The organism is Niveibacterium terrae (assembly GCF_048213115.1).
GTDB classification, from domain to species: Bacteria; Pseudomonadota; Gammaproteobacteria; order Burkholderiales; family Rhodocyclaceae; genus Niveibacterium; species Niveibacterium terrae.
Genome location: NZ_CP172404.1, coordinates 2152061 through 2174716 on the forward strand (window position 1 = coordinate 2152061; position 22656 = coordinate 2174716).

A 22656-nucleotide genomic window follows, 5' to 3' on the forward strand; every position below is an offset into this window, starting at 1 on the left:
TCCTCAGTCCTGGCCATAACGGGCGGCATCGTTGAAACGTTGGATCATCGAGAGGCCTTCCTCGACGTAACGACAGCCCGCCTCGTCGAGTTTCGCGAAACACGGAAAACCGAAGCGGTGCACTTCGCGCAGTGGTTTGTTGACGGCGACCAGGCGGCCGGCGAGCAGCACGAGGCGACCAAAGCCTTCGTGATGCATCTTGATCATCGGACTGATCATGACGCCGCTCGCCTTCTCGATCAGAATGCCGACTGCGTTGTAGAAGAGTTCCAGACGCCACAGCGTCTCCGGATCGGGGTCGCCGAGAATGGGCAGCTCACGCCTCTGCTCGGCACTCAGCACATAGGGCGAGAGCAGTTCGGCATCGCTCAACTTATCCCAGCTTCCGTAGAGGTCCTGGGCCCGCCACTGCTGGATCAGCACGGTCAGGAAGGGACTCGCCAGGACTTCCTCGTCGCTGAGAGCCTCACCCATGGCAGTCCTCCTCGTCGAAGTCGAAGCGTCGCGCTTCGCCTTTCAGAAGCGCTTTGCGCAGCCAGGGTGGAGGCGTTCCGCGCAACACCAGCTGGAGGCGGTCCAGCACGTCGAGGATCGGTTCTTCGCCGCTCATCTTGACCGGATGGATCTTCTTGGCGACGACCCGCGCCGCGGCCGAACCGCCAATCGCGGCGACATAGAGGATCGCGACGTCTTCGATCGCCGCGAGCTTGGGCATCAGCTTGTCCTCGCTGCCGTCCTCGTCGAGCCCGGCGCCGAAGTCGAAGGTTTCGACGTAGCGGTAGCTCTCGCTGTCGATCTCATAGACCGCAATGTGTTGAGCCCAGCCGAAGTGCGCATCGATGCGCTGTCTGTCCTGGGTGGCGAATGCGACTTTCATCGTGAGACTCCCTCTGGGGAATGGATTTCAGAACAGGAAGCGCCGCTCGCACAGCGCTGAACGGCACTGAGCGCCGCATCGGACAGCGGCCAAGTCCGCGGATTGGCCTCGTGCAGGCAGTCGATCAGCGTGTTGGCCCATTCGAACAAGGTCTCCCGCGTGCCCCGATAGCCAACCATCAAGCGGTGGGCGGCGCCGACCCGGTCGAACATCGGCAGCCCGACGCGGACCAGGGGCAGGCGCAGGCGTTCGGCAGCCTGGCGGCCGTGCGAATGGGTCAGCAGGATCGCGCAGTCCCGCTCGCGGGCGAGACGTTCGAAATCCTCGAGGTCGCCGATCAGAACCTCTTCGCAAGGCAGTTCTTCGAGCAGAGGCGAGGCCGTCGTCGTCACCGCGACCGCGAGCTCGGCCCCCAGCCCGGTCGCAAGGCGCGCGAGCGAATGGAGCAGGTCGGGCTCGGCCGCGATCGCAAAACGGCGACCGCCGATGTGAAAGTGCGCGTCGAGCATCGCGTCCTGGAGCTGACTGCGCTGGCGACGATACTTCGCCGGAACGCTGCGCCCCGAAATCCTCGCCAGGTGCGCGAGCAGCGCATCGACTTCGGCGAGCCCGGTGAGGCTGTCGAAGACGCGAAAGGGCACGCCGGACCGGTCTTCCAGCGCCTGGGCTGGCGCGCGCATATGGCGGCCGATCGCGATCGTCGCGCAGGACGCCGCGCTCGCGGCGAGCCGCTCCAAGCTCGTCCCGCCCAGAGTCGTCGCGGTGAATGTGTCGGGGATGTGCCCGTCCAGAGAGCCGGACAGGTCGGGAATGAAGATCGGATCGAGACCGAAGGCTTCGACGATCTCGCGGACTTCCTCGATGTCTGCGACCGTCAGGTGACAGCCCGGCAACACGTTGATCTGCTTCGGCTTCGTCTGCGCCAGCGGTTCGACCAGGGTTTCGACCAGCGCGGTGACCGCCTTCTCCCAGCCGTCCTGGAATGCTCCGATGTAGTCGGGCGTCGAGACATGGACGATGCGGGTGCCCGTCAGCGCGTCGCGGTGGCGCGCTTCGATCAGGCGCAGCGAGCCAGCGACATCCTCGCCCCGGGTCTCGATCAGCCCGGTCGTCGCCAACGCGATCAGCGCCGGGTTCGAGTTGCGCTTGATGTTGAGCAGCGCCTGCTCGATGTTGTCCATGCCGCCGAGGATGGTCGCCACTTCGTTCATCGCGGTCGTCTGCAGCGGGATCGCCTCCTTGAAGTGACGGACCAGAAGCACCAGTCCAAAAGAGGTGCAGCCCTGGGAGCCGTGCATCAACGGCATACAGCGCGCCATACCCAGGAAGGCATAACAGGCGCCCAGCGGGGCGGCCATCTTCAGCGGATTGACGGTGCAGGCTTTCGCCGCGACGACGAGCTTCGCCATCACTCGCCCTCCCCGGCCATCTCTTCAGGATCATCCCAGGGCGCGGCCATGCGCACCGCCGCCCAGACCGGGTTGTTGATCGTCTTGTCGATCTCGCGGACGAGGCTCACGATTCCCTCGTAGCCCGCATAGGCGTAGTGCCGCTCCTGGTTGATGTCCAGCCAGGGCATCTTCGCCTTCAAGGCAACGAACTGGGTACGCCCCCCCGAGAGCATGATGTCCGCACGCGCTTCGCTGAGCATCGCGTGCATCTCGCGCGGCTTCATGTTCTCGATCATATGGGCGTCCTCGCCCATGATTTCGCGGATTCGCTCCTTGTCCTCGGGCGTCGACTTCTTGACGCTGGTGCCGACCACTTCAAGCCCCGCCTCCTGCAGCGCCGAGACGACCGACCAGCTCTTGACCCCGCCGGTGATCAGCAAGGCCTTGCGGCCGGAGAGCCGCCCCCGCCAGGCGGCGAGCCGCGCGTGCGCGCGGGCCTCCTCGACGCCGATCAGCGCCTCGGTGCGCGGGACGAGATCGGCCGGTGCGCCGCGCGCGACGAGCAGCCGGGCGAGATCGCGCAGGCTCTTCGAGGTATCCGAGATCCCGTAGAAGGATCCTTCGAAAAACGGGATGCCCCAACGCTCCTCCATCTTGCGCGCGACGTTGATCATCGACTTCGAACAGAGCAGCATCGCCGCCCTGGCACGGTGGCTAGAGGCGATGTCGCGATAACGCGCATCGCCCGAAAAGCTTGCCAGCACGCGGATTCCCAGCGCTTCGAGCAGCGGCTTGATCTGCCACTGCTCGCCGCAGACGTTGTAGTCACCGATCAGGTTGATGTCGCAGGGCGTCGTCAGCTCAGGCTCTTCGCGGCCAACCACGTAGTCGAGCAGCGCCTCGGCGCCGAGCTTGTTGCCGAGGTTTTTCGGGCCGACGAAGCCGGGGACATTGACCGGAATCACCGGCTTTCCGAAGCGCTCGCTCGCCCGTTCGCAGACCGCTTCGATATCGTCGCCGATCAGCGCGGTCACGCAGGTCTGATAGACGAAGACGGCGGGTGGATCGTACTTTTCGATGATCTCGCGGATTGCGCGAAACAGGCGCTTCTCGCCCCCGTAGATCACGTCGAGCTCGCCGATGTCTGTCGTGAAGCCGGTCCGATAGAGCTTGGCGCCGCTGCTCGCCGAGTTGCGGTTGTCCCAGGAGTGGCCGGCGCACGGAATCGGACCATGCACCAGGTGGGCAACATCAACGATCGGTTGCAGCGCGATCATCGCGCCGTCGAACGCGCAACCGCCGGCCGCCGCGCCGGGCGAGAGCTGACGGGCGCAGCCTTTCTTCTTCTCGCGTTCGCCCTTTTGCTGATTGTGTTCGCAGCCAGGCTCGTCGAATACGTTCTGGATTCTTGCCGAAACTCGCGCGTCCATGACAGCCTCGTTGCTTGGGGGGGCAGCAAGGCTTCAGCAGGATTGGTGCCAGCTCGGCGGGCATCGCCGCCGCCCTTCACTGCGGGCCCTCGAGCGGCGAACGCAGTCGTGGAAGCGGTGCGTTTGGGCGTTTTGCGACAAGGCTTTGTCGCGTTCGTCCCAGTCGGGCCGAGCGACCGCGATAAAACAAGGGCTTCACCTTTCGGTGAAGCCCTTGGTCAGGCTGGTTGGAGAGAAATGAAACGCGCAGGCGCTCAGCGCACCAGATCGAAGGAGATGCCCTGCTCCATCGTGCTCGCGTCGAGCGCTTCGAAGTGTTCTTCGAGCAGATCGACCAGAACGCGCAGCCCTCCTTCATAGCCCCAGGTCGGGAAGCGGTGCAGGTGGTGGCGGTCGAAGATCGGGAAACCCAGCCGGACCAGCGGGACTGCGCAGTCGCGCTCAAGGAACTTGCCTTGCGAGTTGCCGATCAGGAAATCGACCGGCTCGGTGAAGAGCAGCGAGCGCAGGTGCCACAGATCCTTCTTCGGATAAACGTGGCAGTCCTTGCCGAAGGGGCTCGCGTCGAGCAGGGCCTGGACCTTGTCCGCCCAAGCTTCATTGCCGTTCGTCGAGAGGATGTGCACCGGCTCGGCGCCCAATTCGAGCAGGAAGGCGGTCATCCCCAGAACCTGGTCCGGATCGCCGTAGAGCGCGTAGCGCTTGCCGTGCAGGTGGGCCTGGCTGTCGGTGATCGCATCGACGAGCTGACCGCGCTGGCGGATCAGCTCGGCGGGGACCGGCTTGCCGGTCAGCCGCGAGATCTCGGACAGGAAGCGATCGGTGCCGCCGACGCCGATCGGGTAGTTCAACGCGACGACTTCCTGCCCCTTGCCGGCCAGGTACTTGGCAGTCTTCTCGGTACAGTATTCCTGAAAGCTGATCGTGGCTTTCGCATTGAGCGCGGCATCGATCTCGGCCTTGGTCGTGCCGCCGTCGTACATCCTGAACTCGCCGTCGGCCGGGGTGTTCCATGCGTCGGACGGATCGCAAACGATACGGTAGTCGGCACCGAAGGCCTCAAAGATCTTGCAGATCACCGGAATGTTCCCGACCACGAAACCGTCGAAGCCGCCGATGAAGTTGATCGACTCGTCGGGCAAGCGGCTCAGAGCGGCCTGCCTGCCGGCCTTGCCCTCCCAGAAGTACTGGAGCACGCCCAGCAGCGCGTTGTCATAGCCGGTGATGTGGCTGCCAACGAAGGCCGGCGTGTGCGCGAAGGGAACGTCGAAATCCTCGGGGATGGAGCCTTTCTCCTTCGCATTCTTGATGAAGGAATCGAGGTCGTCGCCGATCACCTCGGCCATGCAGGTGGTCGACACGGCGATCATCTCGGGCTGATACAGCCGGTAGCTGTTCGCAAGCCCTTCGATCATGTTGTTCATGCCGCCGAACACCGCGGCATCCTCGGTCATCGACGAGGAGACGGCCGAGGTCGGTTCTTTGAAGTGGCGCGAGAAGTGCGAACGGTAGTAGGCGACGCAACCTTGCGAGCCATGAACGAAAGGCAGGGTCTTCGCGAAGCCGACCGCGACGAAGACTGCGCCGAGCGGCTGACAGGCCTTGGCCGGGTTGATGACCAGAGCTTCGCGGGCGAAATTCTTCTCGCGGTAATCCCAGCCCTTGGTCCACTCGATCGTCTGGGTGATCTTCTCCGGGTCGGGCTTGAATTCGAAGCCGGCTTTCTTGTTCGCGAACAGCTGCTGATATTCGGGTTCGCAGAACAGCTTTTCGTGGTCGAGGATTTTCTCGGCGCTTTGGGGCATTTTTAACTCCTTCCGTCGCGGGACGAGCTGCCGTCCCGTTTTGATTGGCTCGAATGGCGACTTACCAGGGCGACTGGGTCAGGCCCCAGACCGGCGAGTTGATCGCCATGTCCATGTCGCGGGCGAAGATCGCGAAACCGTCGCAGCCGTGATAAGGGCCGGAGTAGTCCCAGCTGTGCATCTGGCGGAAAGGCACGCCCATTTTCTGGAACACATACTTTTCCTTAATCCCCGAACCGACCAGGTCGGGCTTGATCTGCGCGACGAACTTCTCGAGTTCATAGGCGCTCGCATCGTCGTAGATCAGCGTGCTGTCCTTGATGTCGTGGGTCGTGCGCTGATAGTCGTCGTTGTGCGCGAATTCATAGCCGGTGCCGACCACGACCATGCCCAGATCCTCGTAGGCGCCGATCACGTGTCGGGGACGCAGGCCGCCGACGTAGAGCATCACCTTCTTGCCTTCCAGGCGCGGACGGTACTTGGCGATCACTGCCTCCATCAGCGGCTTGTACTTCGCGATTACCGCCTCGGCCTTGGCCTTGATCGTGTCGTCAAAGTGGCTGGCGATCTCGCGCAGCGAGGCTTCGATCTTCGACGGGCCGAAGAAGTTGTACTCGACCCACGGAATCCCGTTCGTCTCTTCCATATGGCGCGCGATGTAGTTCATCGAGCGGTAGCAGTGCAGCAGGTTGAGCTTTGCTTTCGGCGTGTTCTCGATCTCGGCCAGAGTTCCGTCGCCCGACCACTGGGCGATCACGCGCAGCCCCATCTCTTCGAGCAGGATTCGGGAAGCCCACGCGTCACCGCCGATGTTGTAGTCGCCGAGAATCGCAACGTCGTAAGGGGTTGCGATGAACTCGGGGTGCTTGTCGCCGCCCTTCTCGAAGATCCAGTCGCGGATCTGGTCGTTCGCGATGTGGTGGCCCAGCGATTGGGAGACTCCGCGGAAGCCTTCGCAGCGGACCGGAACGATGGTCTTGCCGTGTTCCTTGCCCTTGCGCTTGGCGACCGCTTCGATATCGTCGCCGATCAGGCCGATCGGGCACTCGGACTGGATTGAGAGTCCCTGCGAGAGTGGGAACAGCACTTCGAGCTCATCGATGACTTGTTCGAGCTTCTTGTCACCACCGAAGACGATGTCCTTTTCCTGGAAATCGGAGGTCAGCTGCATCGTGCCAAATGCATCGACACCGGTCGTGCCGTTGTAGTAGTTGCGCCGGGTCGCCCAAGAGTACTGGCCACAGCCGACCGGGCCGTGCGAGATATGAGCCATGTCCTTGATCGGCCCCCAAACCACGCCTTTGGAACCGGCATAGGCGCAGCCGCGTATCGTCATCACGCCGGGCACGGACTTGATGTTCGACTTGACGCCACAGTCGGGCTTGCCCTCGCTGTAGACGTTCAAGTGCTTGGCCCGCTTCTTGGCGGCTTTCTCGGGGTAGACGCTGAGGACGTCCTCGATCAGGGCCAAGTTCTCGGCTTTTGTTTCTTCAGCGGTAATGCTCATGTCGGTTTCTCCAGAGAGTGCGAGAAGAGCCGGGCCGGCCCCCTCTCGCGCAGGGGGATCAGGCGGCGCTGACAGCCTTGCCGATGATCGAGGCGTCTTCCTTGCTCATGATCCCGAACTCCATCAACAGGTCTTCGAGTTCATCCATCGTGATCGGGGTCGGAATCGTTCCCAGCCCGCCATTGGCGTGGATTTTCTGGGCCAGGGTCCGGTACTCGCCGGCCTGTTTCGATTCGGGGTCGTACTCGAGGACAGTCATCCGGCGCAGCTCGGCGTGCTGGACGATGTTGTCGCGGGGCACGAAATGGATCAGCTTGGTGCCCAGCTTCTTGGCCAGCGCATCGGCGAGTTCGTACTCCTTGTCGGTCTTGCGCTCATTGCAGATAAGCCCCCCCAGGCGAACGCCACCCGAATTCGCGTACTTCAAGATGCCCTTGGCGATGTTGTTGGCCGCATACATCGCCATCATCTCCCCGGACATCACGATGTAGATCTCCTGGGCCTTGTTCTCGCGAATCGGCATCGCGAAACCGCCGCAGACCACGTCGCCGAGCACGTCGTAGGAGACGTAATCGACGCCTTCGTAGGCTCCGTTCTCTTCAAGGAAGTTGATCGACGTGATCACGCCCCGACCGGCGCAGCCGACACCGGGCTCCGGACCGCCGGACTCAACGCAGCGGATGTCGCGATAGCCAAGCTTCATCACGTCTTCGAGTTCGAGATCCTCGACCGAGCCGGCTTCGGCGGCGAGCGAGAGCACCGTGTTCTGGGCCTTCGCGTGGAGGATCAGACGGGTCGAGTCGGCTTTCGGGTCGCAGCCGACGATCAGGATTTTCTGGCCCATCTCGGCGAGCGCCGCGAGGGTGTTCTGAGACGTTGTGGACTTGCCTATGCCGCCTTTGCCATAGAAGGCGACTTGACGAAGTTTGGACATATTCGATCTCCTGGTTCAGTGAGCGTTCGATTCACTGCGGACCGTTGGGGCGCCCGCGTTCTGCCGTGTCACCGTTATGCAGCCCTTCGATGTCGCTTCCCTGGGTCAGCGTCTTTTCGGCAAGACATGGCCGGTGCGCCCAGGCTTCAGCAATCCGCGTGCCATCTCTCGGGAAATGCCGGATTGTCTTTACGCAGCAAGGCTTTCCGGGTTTGGTGGCAGAGTCGTCGCAGCATGTGGGAAATGCGACAAAAGGCCCGGAGGCCTGTGCACAATGAGACGGGAGGCCCCAGGGCCGCCCCGCGAGACAAGACCTTCGCGGCGGGTACGCGATTTGCTATGCCTGAGCCAGGGCAGCCAGGAGCGGCGGAGAACATGAACAGACCCGAAGGTCAGCGCCTGCATACGCAGACGACAGGACGCACATGAGCGCCGCCGCCGAGCGTCTGAGCGATCCCTCGCTCTGGTACAGCACGAACCTGATCGGCCTGCCGAGCCGGCTCTTCGGCTCGACCACCTTCAACGATCATCCGCAGCCGGTCACGATCCACGGCACCCGGGAAACTCACCCAGGCCTGTTCCGGCTGCTCGCGCTCTGCGCCAGCCAGCAAGAGGCAGCCGAAGTGTTCGAGCACTACATGCAGTTGCAGTTCGGGCTGGGCAAACCACAGGCCGAAGACTCTCCTGCCGAGCGGCGCCGCTTCAAGACCAGCTATCTGAAGCTATTGCAGGGCTGGGGCTTCGATGCGAACAACGCCCAAGGCGCCGTGCTCAAGGGCTGGGTCGAGAGCCGCTTCGGAATGCCGCCGATCTTTCACAAGGGCGCGCTCGACCGCTTCCCGTCCGCAGCCTGGACCGGCTATCTCGAAGAGAAGATGAACAGCCGCTTTCACAACAACTGCATCAATCTGCAACTCGACGTGCTCTTCGAATACTGTCAGTGGAGTCTGACCCGCTTCGCCGCAAGCGGCCGGCCGACGCTGACGCTGTGGCGGGGAACGAACAACTGCGAGGAGCAGCTGGTCGAGGGCAGCCTGCGCCAGAGGGACTGCGTGATGAGGCTCAACAATCTGGTCTCGTTCAGCCAGTCAGCCGAGCGCGCTGGCGAGTTCGGCGACTGGACGCTGGAGACCGAAGTGCCGCGGGTCAAGCTGCTCTTCTTCCCCGGCCTGCTGCGCGACCGCGTGCTCAACGGCGAAGGCGAAGTGCTCGCAATCGGCGGCTGCTACAGGGTTCATGCGCGCTATGGATGAAAAGCAAAGGCAGCGAATCATCGACCGCGCCCGCGCCGCCTATCTGGGACTCGCGATCGGCGACGCGCTGGGCGCGACCGTCGAGTTCATGAGGCCGCGCGAGATCGCGAGCCAGTACGGCGTGCACAACGAGATGATTGGCGGCGGCTGGCTCAGGCTCAAGGCCGGCCAGGTCACCGACGACACGACGATGAGCCTCGCGCTCGGGGAGGCGATCCTCGCCCACCCCGAGTGGTCACTGAAGAGCGTCGCCGACCACTTCCTCGCCTGGATGAAGGCCGGCCCCGTCGACTGCGGCCACACCTGCCGGCGCGGCATCCGCCGCTACATGCTCGAAGGCTCAATCGTCGCACCGTTCAACGACGGCGACGCCGGAAACGGCGCGCTGATGCGCAACCTCCCGGTCGTTCTCGCGACTCTCGGCGATGAGGCAGCCCTCGCCCGGCTGTCGCTCGAACAGGCCAGGCTCACCCACAACCACCCGCTCTCCGACCTTGCCACGCAGGGCATAGCCGCGCTCTGTGCAGCGCTGATCCTCGGCGCCTCGCTTGGCAGGGCCCGCCAGATCAGCCAGGCCCTGGTCGAACGCGAGCCAAAGTTTGTCTTCGCCCGCCCGCCCCGGCGCGCGACCGGCTACGTCGTCGACACGGTGCAGACCGTGCTCCACCACTTTCACCAAACTCCCGATTTCGAAACCTGTGTGACCGATGTGATCAACTGCGGCGACGATGCCGATACGACCGGCGCGATCGCCGGCATGCTGGCAGGAGCCCGGGGCGGAATGCCGACGCTGCCTCCACGCTGGCTCGCCCGGCTCGACCCGCGGATACGCGCCCGGATTGACGATCAGGTGCCCCGGCTGCTCGCGCGCAGCGCACTATTCACAATGGGTAAATAAATAGTTTGAGGGGCTTGACTTTTTCATCCCGGCCAAAGCAGACAAGGCGTTGCTTATTTTCGTCGCAAGGTGTTTCAAACCTTGCTGCTGCAGGCACAGGAGAAGTTTCCCCCAAAACGACTCACCGCTTTATCCACAGATTATGTGGATAATCCGACGCGCTCCGGGGTGGGGTCCTGCCCTACTTGGCAGCCGATTGCAAGCAGTTCCCGCGCCTGTTCCGGCGTCTCGACTCCCTCGGCCAGCACGTCCAGCTGCAGCGCTGCCGCCGCGCCGACAATCGCCGCGGCCAGATCGCGATGGCGGGGGTCGGCGGACAGATCCTTGACGAAGGAAGGACAGATCTTGATCCGGTCGACGGGAAAGCGCTTCAGATCGGAGATGTTCGAGTAACCGGCACCAAAGTCGTCGACGACCAGATGGATGCCCATTTCTTTGAGCGAAAGCAGCTGCTGCATCGTCTTCTCGCTGGCGTCAGCCAGCAGCGCTTCGGTGATCTCCAGCTCGAGCAGCTCCGGCGCCAGGCCCGCTTCCTCCAGCGCCGTCGAGACATCGCGTTCGATTTCCCCGCGCCGCAGCTGCATCGCCGACAGATTGACCGCGACCGGCACCCGGGAGACTCCCTGCTCTATCCACTGCTGATTCTGGCGACAGGCCTCGCGCAGGACCCAGCGCCCGATCTCGTTGATCAGTCCGGTCGCCTCGGCGATCGGCATGAAGTGCTCGGTGGGAACGTCGCCCAGCAAGGGGCTATGCCAATTGAGCTGGGCTTCATAGCCAGTCACCTCGCCGGTGACCAGATTGCGCTGGGCCGGATAGTGCAGCTCCAGCTCGCCATGCGCGAGCGCATGGCGAAGCGACTCTTCGAGTTCCAGTCGTGCGGTCGCGGCCTGATTCATCTCGGCGCTGAAGAACCGGAAGGTATTGCGCCCGGCCGCCTTGGCCTCGTACATCGCGGTGTCCGCGGCGCGCACCAGCGCATCGTAGTCGGTTCCATCATTGGGGAATTCACAGACTCCGATGCTGGCCGACACGGTCAGGTTGTGGCCTTCTATCGCATAAGGCGAAGCGATGTCTTCGAGCAGTTGGGGAAGCAGCCGGATCGCGTTCGCTGCGGTCGTCTCGCTGAACAGCACGACGAACTCATCCCCGCCAAGCCGGGCGACGGTATCCTCGGCGCGGACGAAATTACGCAGCCGCTCGGCGACGGCGCGCAGCAGGCAATCTCCGGCCGAGTGTCCGAGCGAATCGTTGACCATCTTGAACACGTCCAGATCGAGAAAAGCCATCACAAAGTGGCCTTTCTGGCGCCGGCCATGGCTGATCGCCTGCTCGACCCGGTCCCGGAGAAGCAGGCGATTGGGCAGCCCGGTCAGCGCATCGCAATAGGCCAGCTCGGCGATCCGCTCGGCAGCGAGGTGATGCTCGGTTTCATCGATTGCGGTCCCCGACACGCGCACAGGGTGGCCGTTGGCCATCCGTTCGGAAACCTTGCCCCGCACCAGCACCCAGCGGAGATTGCCATCCTTGTGCCTCATCCTCACTTCGCATTCGACGCCAGGCAGATCGCCAGAGAGGTGGCTCATCGCAATTTCATGGGCTTTGCCCGCATCGTCTGGCAAGGTCAGCGCGAACCATGTGTCGGAACTGACCGGCTGGAGCTCGGCAAGCGTATAGCCGAGCATCGCCGCAAAGGATTCGCTCAGATGAACCTGGTTCGTGTCAGGCCAGAATTCCCAGAGTCCGACCCCGGAGGCTTCAACCGCTCGGGCCAGGTGTTCTTCGGATTCGCGCAAGGCCTTTTCGGTGCGGTGCCGCTCGGTCAGGTCGTAGAAACTCGTCATCAGACCACCATCGATGGGAATCGCCGAGACCTCGACCTCCCTGTCCTCGCCGTCCGCGCAGCGAATCCTCTGTTCGACGGGGCCGACCGCAGTCCCGGTCTGCATCGCGTACGCCAACGCCTCGTCCCAGGCCTGTTTCGCCGCTTCGCGGTAGGCGGGATCGGGGTAGGCTCTGAGCCACCAGCTGCCCACAACGCTCAACTCCGTATCGGGATAGCCGAAGAGTGCGTGAAACTGGTCGTTACCATAGAGGAATCGCCCGTCAGCGGCGACGAAACACAGGGCCTGCGGCGCCAGTTTGACCAGGCGCTCGAAGCGCATCTCGTCCTGTTTGCGCAGCCGCTGGGTTTCCAGCACCAGCCGTTCGTCACGAGCGACCAGGATCTGACCGATCTCCCGACCATCCTCCATACGGATCGGATAGGTCCGGCTCTGCACCGGAATCTTCTCACCCCCGCCCGGGACGAGCCAGAGCCCCGAATAAGCACCCTCGCCATCTTCCTTCGGATCTATTCGCAGCGGAAAGACTTCGTCCAGGCTTCGCCCCCGCGCCGACTCCTCGCTGAGGCCACACAGACTCTGGGCTTCGCGGTTGATAAAGAAGACGCGCTGCTGTCGATCGGTCGCGACGACCGCATCGCCGATGCTCGCGAGCATCACCGCGAGCATCTGGCGATCCGCCTCGGCCCGGAAACGCACGCGGCGAAGCCGCTCGCTGAGCGCACTGATCAGCACACCGTCGATGACCAGGGAGCCCAGGCGGATCATGCTGAGCGCATCGTCGGAAGCGCTCTCGATCAGCAAAGCCTCGCTCCCCACCCCGGCAACCGCCGTTGCCAGCAAACCCGGTCCCAGCCCGCCCAGCGCCGCGCTCAGGATCACCGGGAGCAGCATCAGCGCGAAGAGCGGAAGCGAAGCGGATGAGGAGGACAGCAACAGACAGATGCCCTGAACCAGCAGCGAGAGCAGCAGCGCGAACAGATAGGCGAGGCGCGGGCCCCACCCGCGCTTGAACGGCAGCTTTTCGATCAGCGTGTCGAGCAAAGGCGCGACGGGAGCCTCTTCCCCGGCAGGAACCCTGCGCAAACCGAGGAAAAGCAGCGCCGAAGTCACCAGGACGAAGGAAAGGCCCTTGGCCGTCGCGAACCATGCGATTTCCGAGACATCGGCGAAACTTTCGATCAAGCGGTCGGAGAGCAGGATCCAGAGTGAGGCCGCTACCCCATAAGCCAGTGTCACACCGGCGATGAAGCGGTCACGAGCCAGACGGGCCATCACAACCTCCAGGTTGGAAAAGCGAAGCAGCCAGAACTCATTCTAGGCTGTCGCTCAATCCGTGCATTCTCCTGGTTTGGCGGGCGGATCAGGTCTCGGCGACGCCGCGTTCTGCGCAAAAATTCGCGACCCGGACGAAGTCGGACAGCGCGAGGGTCTCGCCGCGGGCGCGCGGATCGATCGCCAGCGCAGCAAAATCCTCATCACCGAGAAATTCGCGTAGCGTGTTGCGCAGCGTTTTGCGCCGCTGGCCAAACGCGGCCGTGACGACCCGTCCGAGAAGCTGCGCATCCTGGCAGTCGAGTTCCTCGGGCTTCTTCGGCTGCATCCTGACGATCGCCGAAGTCACCTTTGGCGACGGACGGAAAGCGCCGGGCGGAACATCGAAGAGTCTGGCCATATGGAAGCGGTACTGCAGCATCACACCGAGCCGGCCATAGGCTTCGGTATCGGGAGCGGCGACCATCCGGTCGACGACTTCCTTCTGCAGCATGAAGGTCATCTCGCGCACCCTCTCCGCGCAATCGGCCAGATGAAAAAGCAAAGGGGTCGAAATATTGTAAGGCAGGTTTCCGACCACCTTCAGATCCGTCGGCAGACTGGTGAAATCGAAGCGCAGCGCATCGCCTTCGTGGATCGTCAGCTCTTCGGGCGTGTGCGCGAGTTTGAGCCTGGCGATCAGGTCGCGGTCGATCTCGACGACGTGCAGATGCCCGCACGCTTCGAGCAGAGGCTCGGTCAGAGCCCCCAGACCGGGGCCGATCTCGACAACCGCCTCTCCCGGCCTGGCCGCGATCGCCGCAACGATCTTGCGAATGATGTTGCCATCGACGAGAAAGTTCTGACCGAAGCGCTTGCGCGCGAAATGACCGTCCAGCGGTGCGCTCATCGCGGTGACCACGCACTGATCTTCTGGCGGATGGCCGCGATGGCCGCAAAACCGGCCTTTTCGCCTTCGAGGATGGCCTGATGCCTCTGCTCGAAGCTCGCCGAGGGCAGACCCTTGATCCTGGGCCGGATCACGACGTCGGCTTCGCGCAGCTCATACTGGCCAATCCTGACGCCCATGATCGAAATCGTGTCGAGCAGCACATCGACGCTGCCACTGCCCTTCTTGCCCGAAGGACGCTCGGAGATATCGACCGCGATCACGATGTCGGCGCCGAGCTGGCGCGCGGCATGGGCGGGAACCGGGCTGACCAGGCCCCCATCGACGTACTCGTGCCCACGGATCAATACCGGGGAGAAAACACCGGGAACCGAAGCCGAAGCACGCACGGCCTGACCGACGTTTCCGCTCGTGAAGACGGCCATCTCGCCGCTCCCAAGGTCGGTCGCGACCGCGGCGAAACGGCGGCGCAACCCTTCGATCGGCTTGCCCCCGACCTGCTTGTTGACGAAGGCTTCGAGCGCCTCCCCTTTCAGGAAGCCCCGGTCGAACAGCGCCCAATCGGTGAATTTGCTCTCTTCGAGCTGAAAAGCGAGCTTCTGCAGATCGAAAGCGCCGAAGCCGGCCGCGTAGAGCGAACCGACAACGCTGCCGGCGCTGGTGCCGGTCACGATATCAGTGACGATGCCCTGGGTTTCCAGGGCCTTGATCACGCCGATATGGGCGAAACCACGCGCCGCGCCGCCGCCCAGCGCCAAAGCGATGCGCGGTTTGCGGGCGGGACGGGCGGGGGGGGCGACAGTCTGCGGCTTTTCGGGGAGGGTCGGACAAGCGGTCAGGGCCGCCACCGAGGCGCCCAAAACAAGGAATTCACGTCTTTTCATTTGCGACTCCGTCGTGCGCGCACCATGTCCAGCGCGCAATCGACTGCTGCATAAAGGCTGCCGGGATCGGCTTTACCGCTTCCGGCCAAATCGAGGGCCGTGCCATGATCGACCGAGGTACGGATGATCGGCAGGCCCAGGGTGATATTGACGCCACCACCGAAGCTCGCGTGTTTGAGAACCGGCAAGCCCTGATCGTGGTACATCGCGAGCTGGGCGTCTGCGCCGTCGAGCTGGTGGGGCGTGAAGAGCGTATCGGCCGGCAAGGGGCCGATCAGCGTCATCCCCTCGCCGCGCAGCGCATCGAGAACCGGGATGATCACATCGATTTCTTCCCGCCCCATGTGCCCGCCCTCGCCCGCATGCGGGTTCAATCCTGCGACCAGGATACGCGGATCGGCGATGCCAAATTTCTCGCGCAAGTCCTTGTCGAGGATCCTCAGCGTCCGAGTCAGCGATTCGGCAGTGATCGCATCGGCGACCTCGCGCAGAGGCAGATGGGTCGTCGCCAGTGCAACGCGCAAGCCTGCACCGGCGAGCATCATGACGACCTGATCCGTCGCGGTCCGCTCGGCCAAAAATTCGGTGTGACCGGTAAAAGGCACGCCGGCTTCACAGATGACGCCCTTGTGCACGGGCGCCGTGACCATCGCAGCGAAGCGCCCCGCGAGACAGCCATCGGCCGCCACGGCCAGCATGTCCAGCACATGCCGGGCGTTGCGGGCGTCGAGCACGCCGGGACGGCTCTGGGCGGCGAGCGGGATATCGAGTACGTCGAGCGTTCCCGGTTCGACCTGAGCCTCACCCGCGCTCTCGCGAAGCCGGACCGGCAGACCCAACGCGCGGGCGCGTTCGCGCAGCAAGCCGAGGTTGCCGATCGCGAGCAGGCGGGCCGGCTGGGCGCGGCAGGCAAGCTTCAGGACCAGCTCGGGGCCGACCCCTGAAGGTTCGCCGCAGGTGACAGCGAGAAGCGGAGTGCTCATTTCTTCGCCGGCTCGGCGGTGGGCTGAGCGGCCGCCTTCGTTGCCGGCTGGGTCAAATCCGCATCGGCGTAGGCGCCGCGGAACTCGACGAAAGCTTTGTCGCGCAGCTGACGAACGAATTCCTCGTAAGCCTCCTCGGACTTGCGCTCGCGCAGAGCGGCCCTGGCCTGCTGGCGACGGCGATCGTTCGCGACGTCCTCGGTGCGCCGCTCGTCGACACGGATCAGATGCCAACCGAAAGGCGACTGGACGGGGGCACTGAGCTCGCCGGGTTTGAGCGCATCCATCGCCTTTTCAAAGTCGGGCACCGTGTCGCCGGGAGCGATCCAGCCCAGATCGCCGCCCTTGGGCGCGCTGCCATCGGCCGAAAACCGCTTGGCCTGTTCGGCGAAATCAGCGCCCTTGACGATGCGCTCGCGGATCTGCTCGAGGCGCTGACGCGCTTCGGCATCGCTGACCGAATCGGAGGTCTTGATCAGGATGTGACGAACATGGGTTTTCTGGATTTCGACCGGGCCGCTCGCTTCTCCGCCACGCTGATCGATCAGCTTGACGATGTGCAGACCGGCGGGGCTGCGCAACACCTGGGACAGAGCACCTGGCGCGAGTTGGCGGATCGCATCGGCGTAGAGCGTCGGCAGACGGTCGGGCTTACGCCAGCCAAGATTGCCCCCCGCCAGCGCGTCCGGCGCATCGGACGACGCTGCGGCCAGCTTTGCAAAATCCTCGCCAGCGGCGAGCCGGGCGCGCAGGCTCTCGGCCTTGTCCCTCAATTTCTCCCACTGGGCAGGCGTCGCCGACTCGGGCGCGCGCAGCAGAATGTGCGCAACCTGAACTTCCTGGTTCGACGCGTTCGCATGGGCGGCGAGGAAGGCATCGACTTCGGGCTCGGCCACGACGACCCGGCTGTCGACTTCGCGTTCGCGCAGACGGGAGAGCGTCATCTCGTTGCGGATGTCCTCACGGAAACGCTCCCAGACGATACCGTCCTTTGCGAGCTGCTCGCGAAACGTCTCCAGCGTGAGCTTGTTGTTCTCGGCGATGCGGGCGAGCGCGCGTTCGACCGAGGCATCGTCAATCCGCACCGAAGTCTCGCGGGCATATTGCTGCTGAACGCGTTCATAGACCATCCGGTCGAGCAATTGGCGGGCAAAGACATCGCGCGGAGGCGCTTCGGTTCCCTGTTTCTTCAGCTGCGCTGAATACTGGTCGACGCGCAGATTGAGCTCGCGCGCCGTGATCACTTCGTCGTTGACGACCGCAACGATACCGTCAATGGCTGTCTTTTCCGCAATCGCCGGCAGGGCGACAGAGAGGCCCAACAGGAAGGTCAGGGATGAGAGGATGCGTTTCATGTCTTGATGCGTCTCCGGGCCGCGAGCGGCCTGCTGTCACTCACGCCCGAACACCGGGCTGGACGAGGATTGGTTGATACGACCGTAGCCGACGACGCTGCGTTCGAGCAGCGACACCGGGCTGTTACCGACGCTGACGACTCCGCCGAACTCGAGCTGCAGGAAGTAGGCGTTCGTATAGCTGCCGGTGGTGTTGAGCAGCGAATGGGCGGCCAGACGCAAGACCCAGCAGCCCCCGTTGTATTCGACGCCGGCGATCGCCTGGGTCAGCTTGTGCGTCTGCACATCGCCATTGACCCGGCCAACACCGTAGAAACCGCCGCCCAGCGGCCACTGAGCGGTCAGATCGACGTCGCGGAAGTCGTCGCGTTTGTAGCGGTAGGACAGCGACACGGCCTGGGCTTCACCCGGTTGATAGCGCAGCGCGAAAGTCGCCCGTTCAAGCCGCGAATCACGCGGATTGTACTGGGCATACAGTTCCAGCTGAGTGTCGTCCCGGACATGGCCCGCGAAACCACCCAGGATATCGGCCATCTCGCCTGAACGGGTCTCTTCTCCGGGAAGCGTCACGCGCTGGCTGTCGAAATAGAAACGCGTGCCCAGACTTGCCCGACCGAACTCGCTTCCGCTGTCCTGGCGGATCAGACGCGAGGTCACCGCGGTAGTCAGCTGGTTCGCGTTGGCGATCCGGTCCTGGCCCGAGAACAGATTCTCACTGAAGATCTGCGAAAAGCCGAAGTCGGAGACGCCGGAATCGAAGACCGGCAGCGAGTCCTGGTTCCGGTAAGGCACATACAGGTAGTAAATCCGGGGTTCCAGCGTCTGGACATAGGTGCGGCCACGGACCTGGACCGCACGCTCGAAGAACAAACCACTGTCCAGACTGGCGATCGGCACGGCGCGATCGGAGTTCCCGGAAGAGGTGCTGTGCTCTTCACTCAGGGAGTAGTCGGTCAGGTGCACGCCGAGCTTGGGCGTGATGTAGGCATCGGGACGCAGCCAGCTGTACTGCACTTGTGGATAGCTGACGCTGCGCCAGCCCTGATCGGCCTCGGCGCGGCGAAACTGCGCCGTCTCGACCGGGAGCTTCAACGAGAGGCCATGCCAGTCGGGAAGCCAAGCCTGGGCTCGCAGCTGCGGCAGGCGGTTGTACTGGGGCGAGCCGACCAGGGTCTGGAAGCGCTGGGTCAGAGCACTGGCCGTGAACCAGCTGCCATTCGAATAGTTGAGTTCGCCTTCGCGGATCAGGTTGTCGGTCGAAGTCTGGGTCACGTTCGAGGACAGATCGGCGAAGTAGCTCGAATCGCTGACCGCGTTGAAGTTGACCCGACCAGAAAAACCCGACCCGAAGTTCTGCAGATGCTGAACACTGACCAGGCTGCGCGAAGAGCCGTAGACAGCGTCCTGAGGCAGCCAGTCGGTCCGCACGTTACTGGAGACGTTCTCGGACAGGTAGCGGAATTCGTTGTTGAGCTGGAGCCCTCGCCGTCCGGTCAGCCGGGGCGCAAACGTGTCGTCGTAGTTCGGCGCCAGGTTGAAGTAGTAGGGCAGCGTGATGTCCAAGCCGACCGTGTTCGACTGGCCGACCGTCATCGGCAGGAACCCCGAACGGCGCTCGCCGTCGAGCGGGAAGGCGAGCACGGGCGAGTAGAAGAGCGGAATCCCCTGGAAATTGAAGGACGTGCCCGAACCCGAACCGGCGCCAGCATCGTAGTCGAGCGAGAGTTCTTTCGCCTTCAGATACCAGGCCGGATCAGTCGCTTCGCAGGTCGTGAAGGTTGCGTTTTTCAGGCGATACTGGTTCTCGCCTGCAAAATCGAGCGCATCGGCACTGCCGCTGCCGCGAACCACCGTCGAAACTCCGGGCCGCCCGCGCACCTCCCGGCTTCTCTCGATCCGGTATTCGGGATGATCGAAGCGGCCGAGCATCTCGCCGAGCTTGAGCCTCAAGCTCGGGCCACTGATCGTATCCTTGCCGCGCTTCAGATGAACACTGCCTTCCGCAGCGAGTTCGTCGGCGAGAAGATCGTAGCGGGCTCGGTCCGAATCCAGAGAGATCGCATCGCGCTCGATCGAAACCTGGCCTTCGGCGCGGACATCGACATCCTGACGCCCCACGACACGGTCGGCCGTCAGCACGGTCACGCCAGGGGCGAGCCCGGAAGGAGATGTCGCACTCGCCGCGAGCATCGCGCGAAAAGCCTCGATCGAGAATGCGGTGTCGCTTGCCCAGGTGGGCGCAGCAGCCCACAGTGCGGCAAGAGGCAGGACGCGAATCAATCTGCAGGGGAAAGAAGAAGGTCGGCGCACGAGGCTTCGGGCAGCTGCCCGTTTGTTAAAATGGGGCAGTTTACCTCAAGCCTTGGCGCGGACTGTCCCCTTACGCGCAAGCAATTTGCAGGAGTCACACGTTTTGGATCGAATCGAACGCCTCACCGCCTGGGTGAAAGAAGTCTCCGCGAACCCGGATTTCGAGTTATCCGTCGCGTCGGCCGATGCCAGCTTCCGCCGTTACTTCCGCGTCTGCGATGCGAACGGCATGAGCCGCATCGTCATGGATGCCCCACCCGAACACGAGGACTGCCGGCCCTTCGTCAAGGTCGCCCGCCTCTTCGGCGAAGCCGGGGCCCATGTCCCCGAGATCTTCGCCGAGAACGTCGAGGAAGGCTTTCTGCTGCTCTCGGATCTGGGCAACACGACCTACCTGTCGGCGCTGAACGAAGGCAACGCCGCTTCGCTCTATGCCGACGCGCTCGGTGCTCTGGCCGCGATCCAGAAGGCGAGCCGTCCTGGCGTGCTGCCCGAGTATTCGCGCGAAGTGCTGATGCGCGAACTCGAGCTCTTCCCGGTCTGGTACGTCGGCCGCCACAAGGGCCAGAGCCTCTCTGAGGCCGAAACCGCTTCGCTGTATGAGGTTTTCGAGCGCATCGTCGAAGTCAACCTCGCCGAGCCCAAGGTCTTCGTGCATCGCGATTTCCACTCGCGCAACCTGATGCTGACCCCGGACCGCAATCCCGGCGTGCTCGACTTCCAGGACGCCCTCTATGGCCCGCTCACTTACGACCTCGTCTCGCTGTTCAAGGACGCCTACATCCGCTGGGACGAGGAGCTGACGATAGACTGGCTGGTTCGCTACTGGGAAGTCGCACGCGACCTGGGCTTGCCGGTCCGCGAGGATTTCGCCGAATTCCACCGCGACTACGAGTTCATGGGCGCCCAGCGCCACCTCAAAGTGCTCGGCATCTTCGCCCGCCTCTGCCACCGCGACGGAAAGCAAGCGTATCTAAAGGACATGCCGCTCGTGCTCTCCTATCTGCGCAAGACCGTCGAGCGCTACCGCGAGCTCAGACCCCTGGCGAAGCTGCTGGATCGCCTCGACCCGGTCGAGCGAGTTGAAGGTTTTACTTTCTGAAACACATTCCCCGGCCAATGATCCAGGAAACCCGATGAAAGCGATGATCCTCGCCGCCGGACGCGGCGAAAGAATGCGCCCGCTGACCGACCGCCTCCCCAAGCCTCTCCTCGCGGTCGGTGGAAAACCGCTGATCGTCTGGCACATCGAGGCGCTCGCCCGCTCCGGGGTGCGCGAGATCGTCATCAATCACGCCTGGCTGGGCTCGACACTCGAAGAAGCCCTTGGTGACGGCAGCCGCTGGGGCGCTTCGATCACCTGGTCGCGCGAAGGAGAGGACGGGTTGGAGACGGCCGGAGGAATCGCGACGGCTCTGCCCCTGCTGGGCGATGCGCCCTTTCTTGTCGTCAATGGCGACGTGTTCACCGACTTCGACCTCGCCCGCCTCGTCACGCACGCCCGAGAGCTGGACGCCCAGCGCTGCCAGGCGCACCTGGTGCTGGTTCCCTACCCCGGTCACAAGGCCGGCGCGGCGTTGGCCCTCGATACCACGGGCCGGGTCTCGGTCGCGAATGGCGCGCCCTACACTTTCTCGGGCCTGGCCGCCTACCACCCGGCCTTTTTCGCTGGTGTGCCGGCCGGCCAGAAGAAACCCTTGTTGCCGCTCTTCGATGCGCACGGCGCCTCGGGCCTCGTGCGCGGCGAAGTGCTGAGCGGCGAGTGGACCGATGTCGGCACGCCCGAGCGGCTCACCGAGCTTGACGCCCGGCTGCAAGCGATGATGCGATGAAAGACTCCGTACTGATCGTCGGCGCAGGTCCGGTCGGACTCGCGCTCGCTCTGGCCCTCAAAGGCTCCGGCCTCACGCCCACCCTCGTCGACGCCCGGCCCGCCGGTTCGGAGAACGAAGACCAACGGGTGCTCGCGCTCGCGCACGGCAGCCGCCAGACGCTGGAGAAGCTCGGCGCCTGGCCCAAGACCGGCTGGACTCCGATAGAGGCCATCCACGTCTCACAGCGGGGAGGCCTGGGCCGCACCGAGATCCGCGCCACCGAGCAGGGCCTGCCCGCCCTCGGCTACGTCTGTCCGGCCGCGACGCTGACGCGCTGCCTCGCGGCCCGCGCCGCCGGCGAAGGAATCCTTGTCGAACAGAACTGCTTCATCGAATCCTCGACCGCGAACGCCGATCACATCACCGCACTCGCCCGCGACGGCCGTGAATTCGACGCTCAGTTGCTGGCCTGCTGCGAAGGCGGAACGGGATCGCAAGAGACCGGCCTGATCCGCCACGACTACGCCCAACACGCGCTGATCGGGATTGTCACCGCCCAATCACCGCACCAGGGCGTCGCCTATGAGCGCTTCACGCCGGAAGGCCCGCTCGCGCTGCTTCCCTTTGGCGGCGACTTTGCGCTGGTCTGGACGATGAGCGCCGAGGAGGCTCAACGCCGGCTCGCGCTCGCCGATCGGGCTTTCCTCGCCGAGCTGCAGAACGCCTTCGGCACGCGTGCTCGCTTCCTCGCGGTTTCCGGTCGGACGAGCTTTGCGCTGGCCCTGCAGGCCCGCCTCAATCCGGTGTCCGAGCGCAAGGCCTTTCTGGGCAATGCCGCCCAGACCCTGCATCCGGTCGCCGGCCAGGGCTTCAACCTCGCGCTGCGCGACGTCTGGACTCTGGCCGAGACTCTGGCCGGAGCCGCAGACCCGGGTGAGGCTTCGCTTCTGGCGCGCTACGCGCAGGCGCGCCGCTTGGACCGCTTCTCGACCGTGGGTTTCACCGATTCTCTGGTCAGACTATTCTCCAACGACGATCCGCTGCTGCGCCATCTGCGCGGAGCGGGCCTCTTTGCGCTCGATCTGTTCGCGCCGGCCAGGAAATTCATCGCCCGCCGGATGATCTACGGCGCCCGAGCCTGGCCCTGATACCGGGATGTAACGTCTGACCCCGACAATGGCCGATAGTGGCTCCTTGGCCCTTCTGG

18 protein-coding genes are annotated in these 22656 nt (G+C 63.9%); 5 read left to right on the forward strand and 13 right to left on the reverse strand.

Features of this window, described 5'->3' with window-relative positions:
- Positions 1–3: 3 nt before the first annotated feature.
- From ACHFB9_RS09960 to nifH, 7 genes are all read right to left on the reverse strand, one after another.
- Positions 4–474, reverse strand: coding sequence for a NifX-associated nitrogen fixation protein (locus ACHFB9_RS09960; RefSeq protein ID WP_417066835.1), 471 nt, complete (start codon positions 472–474; stop codon positions 4–6).
- Complete coding sequence (gene nifX, locus ACHFB9_RS09965; protein WP_417066837.1) at positions 467–877, reverse strand: nitrogen fixation protein NifX; 411 nt, start codon at positions 875–877, stop codon at positions 467–469. The genes ACHFB9_RS09960 and nifX overlap by 8 nt, the downstream gene beginning before the upstream one ends.
- Positions 874–2286, reverse strand: a complete 1413-nt coding sequence (gene nifN, locus ACHFB9_RS09970; RefSeq protein ID WP_417066838.1) for a nitrogenase iron-molybdenum cofactor biosynthesis protein NifN — start codon at positions 2284–2286, stop codon at positions 874–876. The genes nifX and nifN overlap by 4 nt, the downstream gene beginning before the upstream one ends.
- Complete coding sequence (nifE, locus tag ACHFB9_RS09975; RefSeq protein ID WP_417066840.1) at positions 2286–3698, reverse strand: nitrogenase iron-molybdenum cofactor biosynthesis protein NifE; 1413 nt, start codon at positions 3696–3698, stop codon at positions 2286–2288. The genes nifN and nifE overlap by 1 nt, the downstream gene beginning before the upstream one ends.
- A 254-nt stretch (positions 3699–3952) precedes the next feature.
- Positions 3953–5503: a nitrogenase molybdenum-iron protein subunit beta gene (nifK, locus tag ACHFB9_RS09980; RefSeq protein WP_417066841.1), complete on the reverse strand. Its 1551-nt coding sequence runs from the start codon at positions 5501–5503 to the stop codon at positions 3953–3955.
- A 61-nt stretch (positions 5504–5564) separates the two neighbouring features.
- A complete protein-coding gene (nifD, locus tag ACHFB9_RS09985) occupies positions 5565–7010 on the reverse strand; it encodes a nitrogenase molybdenum-iron protein alpha chain (protein WP_417066843.1) in 1446 nt (481 codons plus the stop codon).
- A gap of 58 nt (positions 7011–7068) precedes the next feature.
- Positions 7069–7944 carry a nitrogenase iron protein gene (gene nifH, locus ACHFB9_RS09990; protein ID WP_417066845.1) on the reverse strand — a complete coding sequence of 292 codons (876 nt, stop codon included), beginning with the start codon at positions 7942–7944 and terminating at the stop codon, positions 7069–7071.
- Positions 7945–8369: 425 nt separating this feature from the next.
- Here nifH and ACHFB9_RS09995 point away from each other — a divergent pair, with 425 nt between their 5' ends.
- Both ACHFB9_RS09995 and draG read left to right on the forward strand, forming a co-directional pair.
- A complete protein-coding gene (locus ACHFB9_RS09995) occupies positions 8370–9197 on the forward strand; it encodes an NAD(+)--dinitrogen-reductase ADP-D-ribosyltransferase (RefSeq protein ID WP_417066846.1) in 828 nt (275 codons plus the stop codon).
- Positions 9190–10095: an ADP-ribosyl-[dinitrogen reductase] hydrolase gene (gene draG, locus ACHFB9_RS10000; protein WP_417066847.1), complete on the forward strand. Its 906-nt coding sequence runs from the start codon at positions 9190–9192 to the stop codon at positions 10093–10095. Before ACHFB9_RS09995 ends, draG begins: the two co-directional genes overlap by 8 nt.
- Positions 10096–10235: 140 nt before the next feature.
- On the opposite strand, the gene ACHFB9_RS10005 is transcribed toward draG, so the two are convergent.
- The 6 genes from ACHFB9_RS10005 to ACHFB9_RS10030 all read right to left on the reverse strand — a co-directional run bounded on the left by ACHFB9_RS10005 (position 10236) and on the right by ACHFB9_RS10030 (position 19605).
- Positions 10236–13214 carry an EAL and GGDEF domain-containing protein gene (locus ACHFB9_RS10005; protein ID WP_417066848.1) on the reverse strand — a complete coding sequence of 993 codons (2979 nt, stop codon included), beginning with the start codon at positions 13212–13214 and terminating at the stop codon, positions 10236–10238.
- 88 nt (positions 13215–13302) lie between these two features.
- Complete coding sequence (gene rsmA, locus ACHFB9_RS10010; protein WP_417066850.1) at positions 13303–14103, reverse strand: 16S rRNA (adenine(1518)-N(6)/adenine(1519)-N(6))-dimethyltransferase RsmA; 801 nt, start codon at positions 14101–14103, stop codon at positions 13303–13305.
- Positions 14100–14987, reverse strand: a complete 888-nt coding sequence (locus ACHFB9_RS10015) for a patatin-like phospholipase family protein (RefSeq protein WP_417066852.1) — start codon at positions 14985–14987, stop codon at positions 14100–14102. Before ACHFB9_RS10015 ends, rsmA begins: the two co-directional genes overlap by 4 nt.
- Positions 14984–15970: a 4-hydroxythreonine-4-phosphate dehydrogenase PdxA gene (gene pdxA / locus ACHFB9_RS10020; RefSeq protein ID WP_417066853.1), complete on the reverse strand. Its 987-nt coding sequence runs from the start codon at positions 15968–15970 to the stop codon at positions 14984–14986. Before pdxA ends, ACHFB9_RS10015 begins: the two co-directional genes overlap by 4 nt.
- Positions 15967–17325: a peptidylprolyl isomerase gene (locus ACHFB9_RS10025; RefSeq protein ID WP_417066854.1), complete on the reverse strand. Its 1359-nt coding sequence runs from the start codon at positions 17323–17325 to the stop codon at positions 15967–15969. The genes pdxA and ACHFB9_RS10025 overlap by 4 nt, the downstream gene beginning before the upstream one ends.
- Positions 17326–17361: 36 nt before the next feature.
- Positions 17362–19605, reverse strand: coding sequence for an LPS-assembly protein LptD (locus ACHFB9_RS10030; protein ID WP_417066856.1), 2244 nt, complete (start codon positions 19603–19605; stop codon positions 17362–17364).
- 133 nt (positions 19606–19738) lie between these two features.
- On the opposite strand from ACHFB9_RS10030, the gene ACHFB9_RS10035 reads away from it, so the two are divergent.
- The 3 genes from ACHFB9_RS10035 to ACHFB9_RS10045 are packed head-to-tail and all read left to right on the forward strand — an operon-like array spanning position 19739 to position 22597.
- Positions 19739–20737 carry an aminoglycoside phosphotransferase family protein gene (locus tag ACHFB9_RS10035; protein ID WP_417066858.1) on the forward strand — a complete coding sequence of 333 codons (999 nt, stop codon included), beginning with the start codon at positions 19739–19741 and terminating at the stop codon, positions 20735–20737.
- Positions 20738–20771: 34 nt separating this feature from the next.
- A complete protein-coding gene (gene murU, locus ACHFB9_RS10040) occupies positions 20772–21467 on the forward strand; it encodes an N-acetylmuramate alpha-1-phosphate uridylyltransferase MurU (RefSeq protein WP_417066860.1) in 696 nt (231 codons plus the stop codon).
- Entirely contained in the window at positions 21464–22597 is a 1134-nt protein-coding gene (locus ACHFB9_RS10045; RefSeq protein ID WP_417066861.1) for an FAD-dependent monooxygenase, read from the forward strand. The genes murU and ACHFB9_RS10045 overlap by 4 nt, the downstream gene beginning before the upstream one ends.
- Positions 22598–22656: the final 59 nt, after the last annotated feature.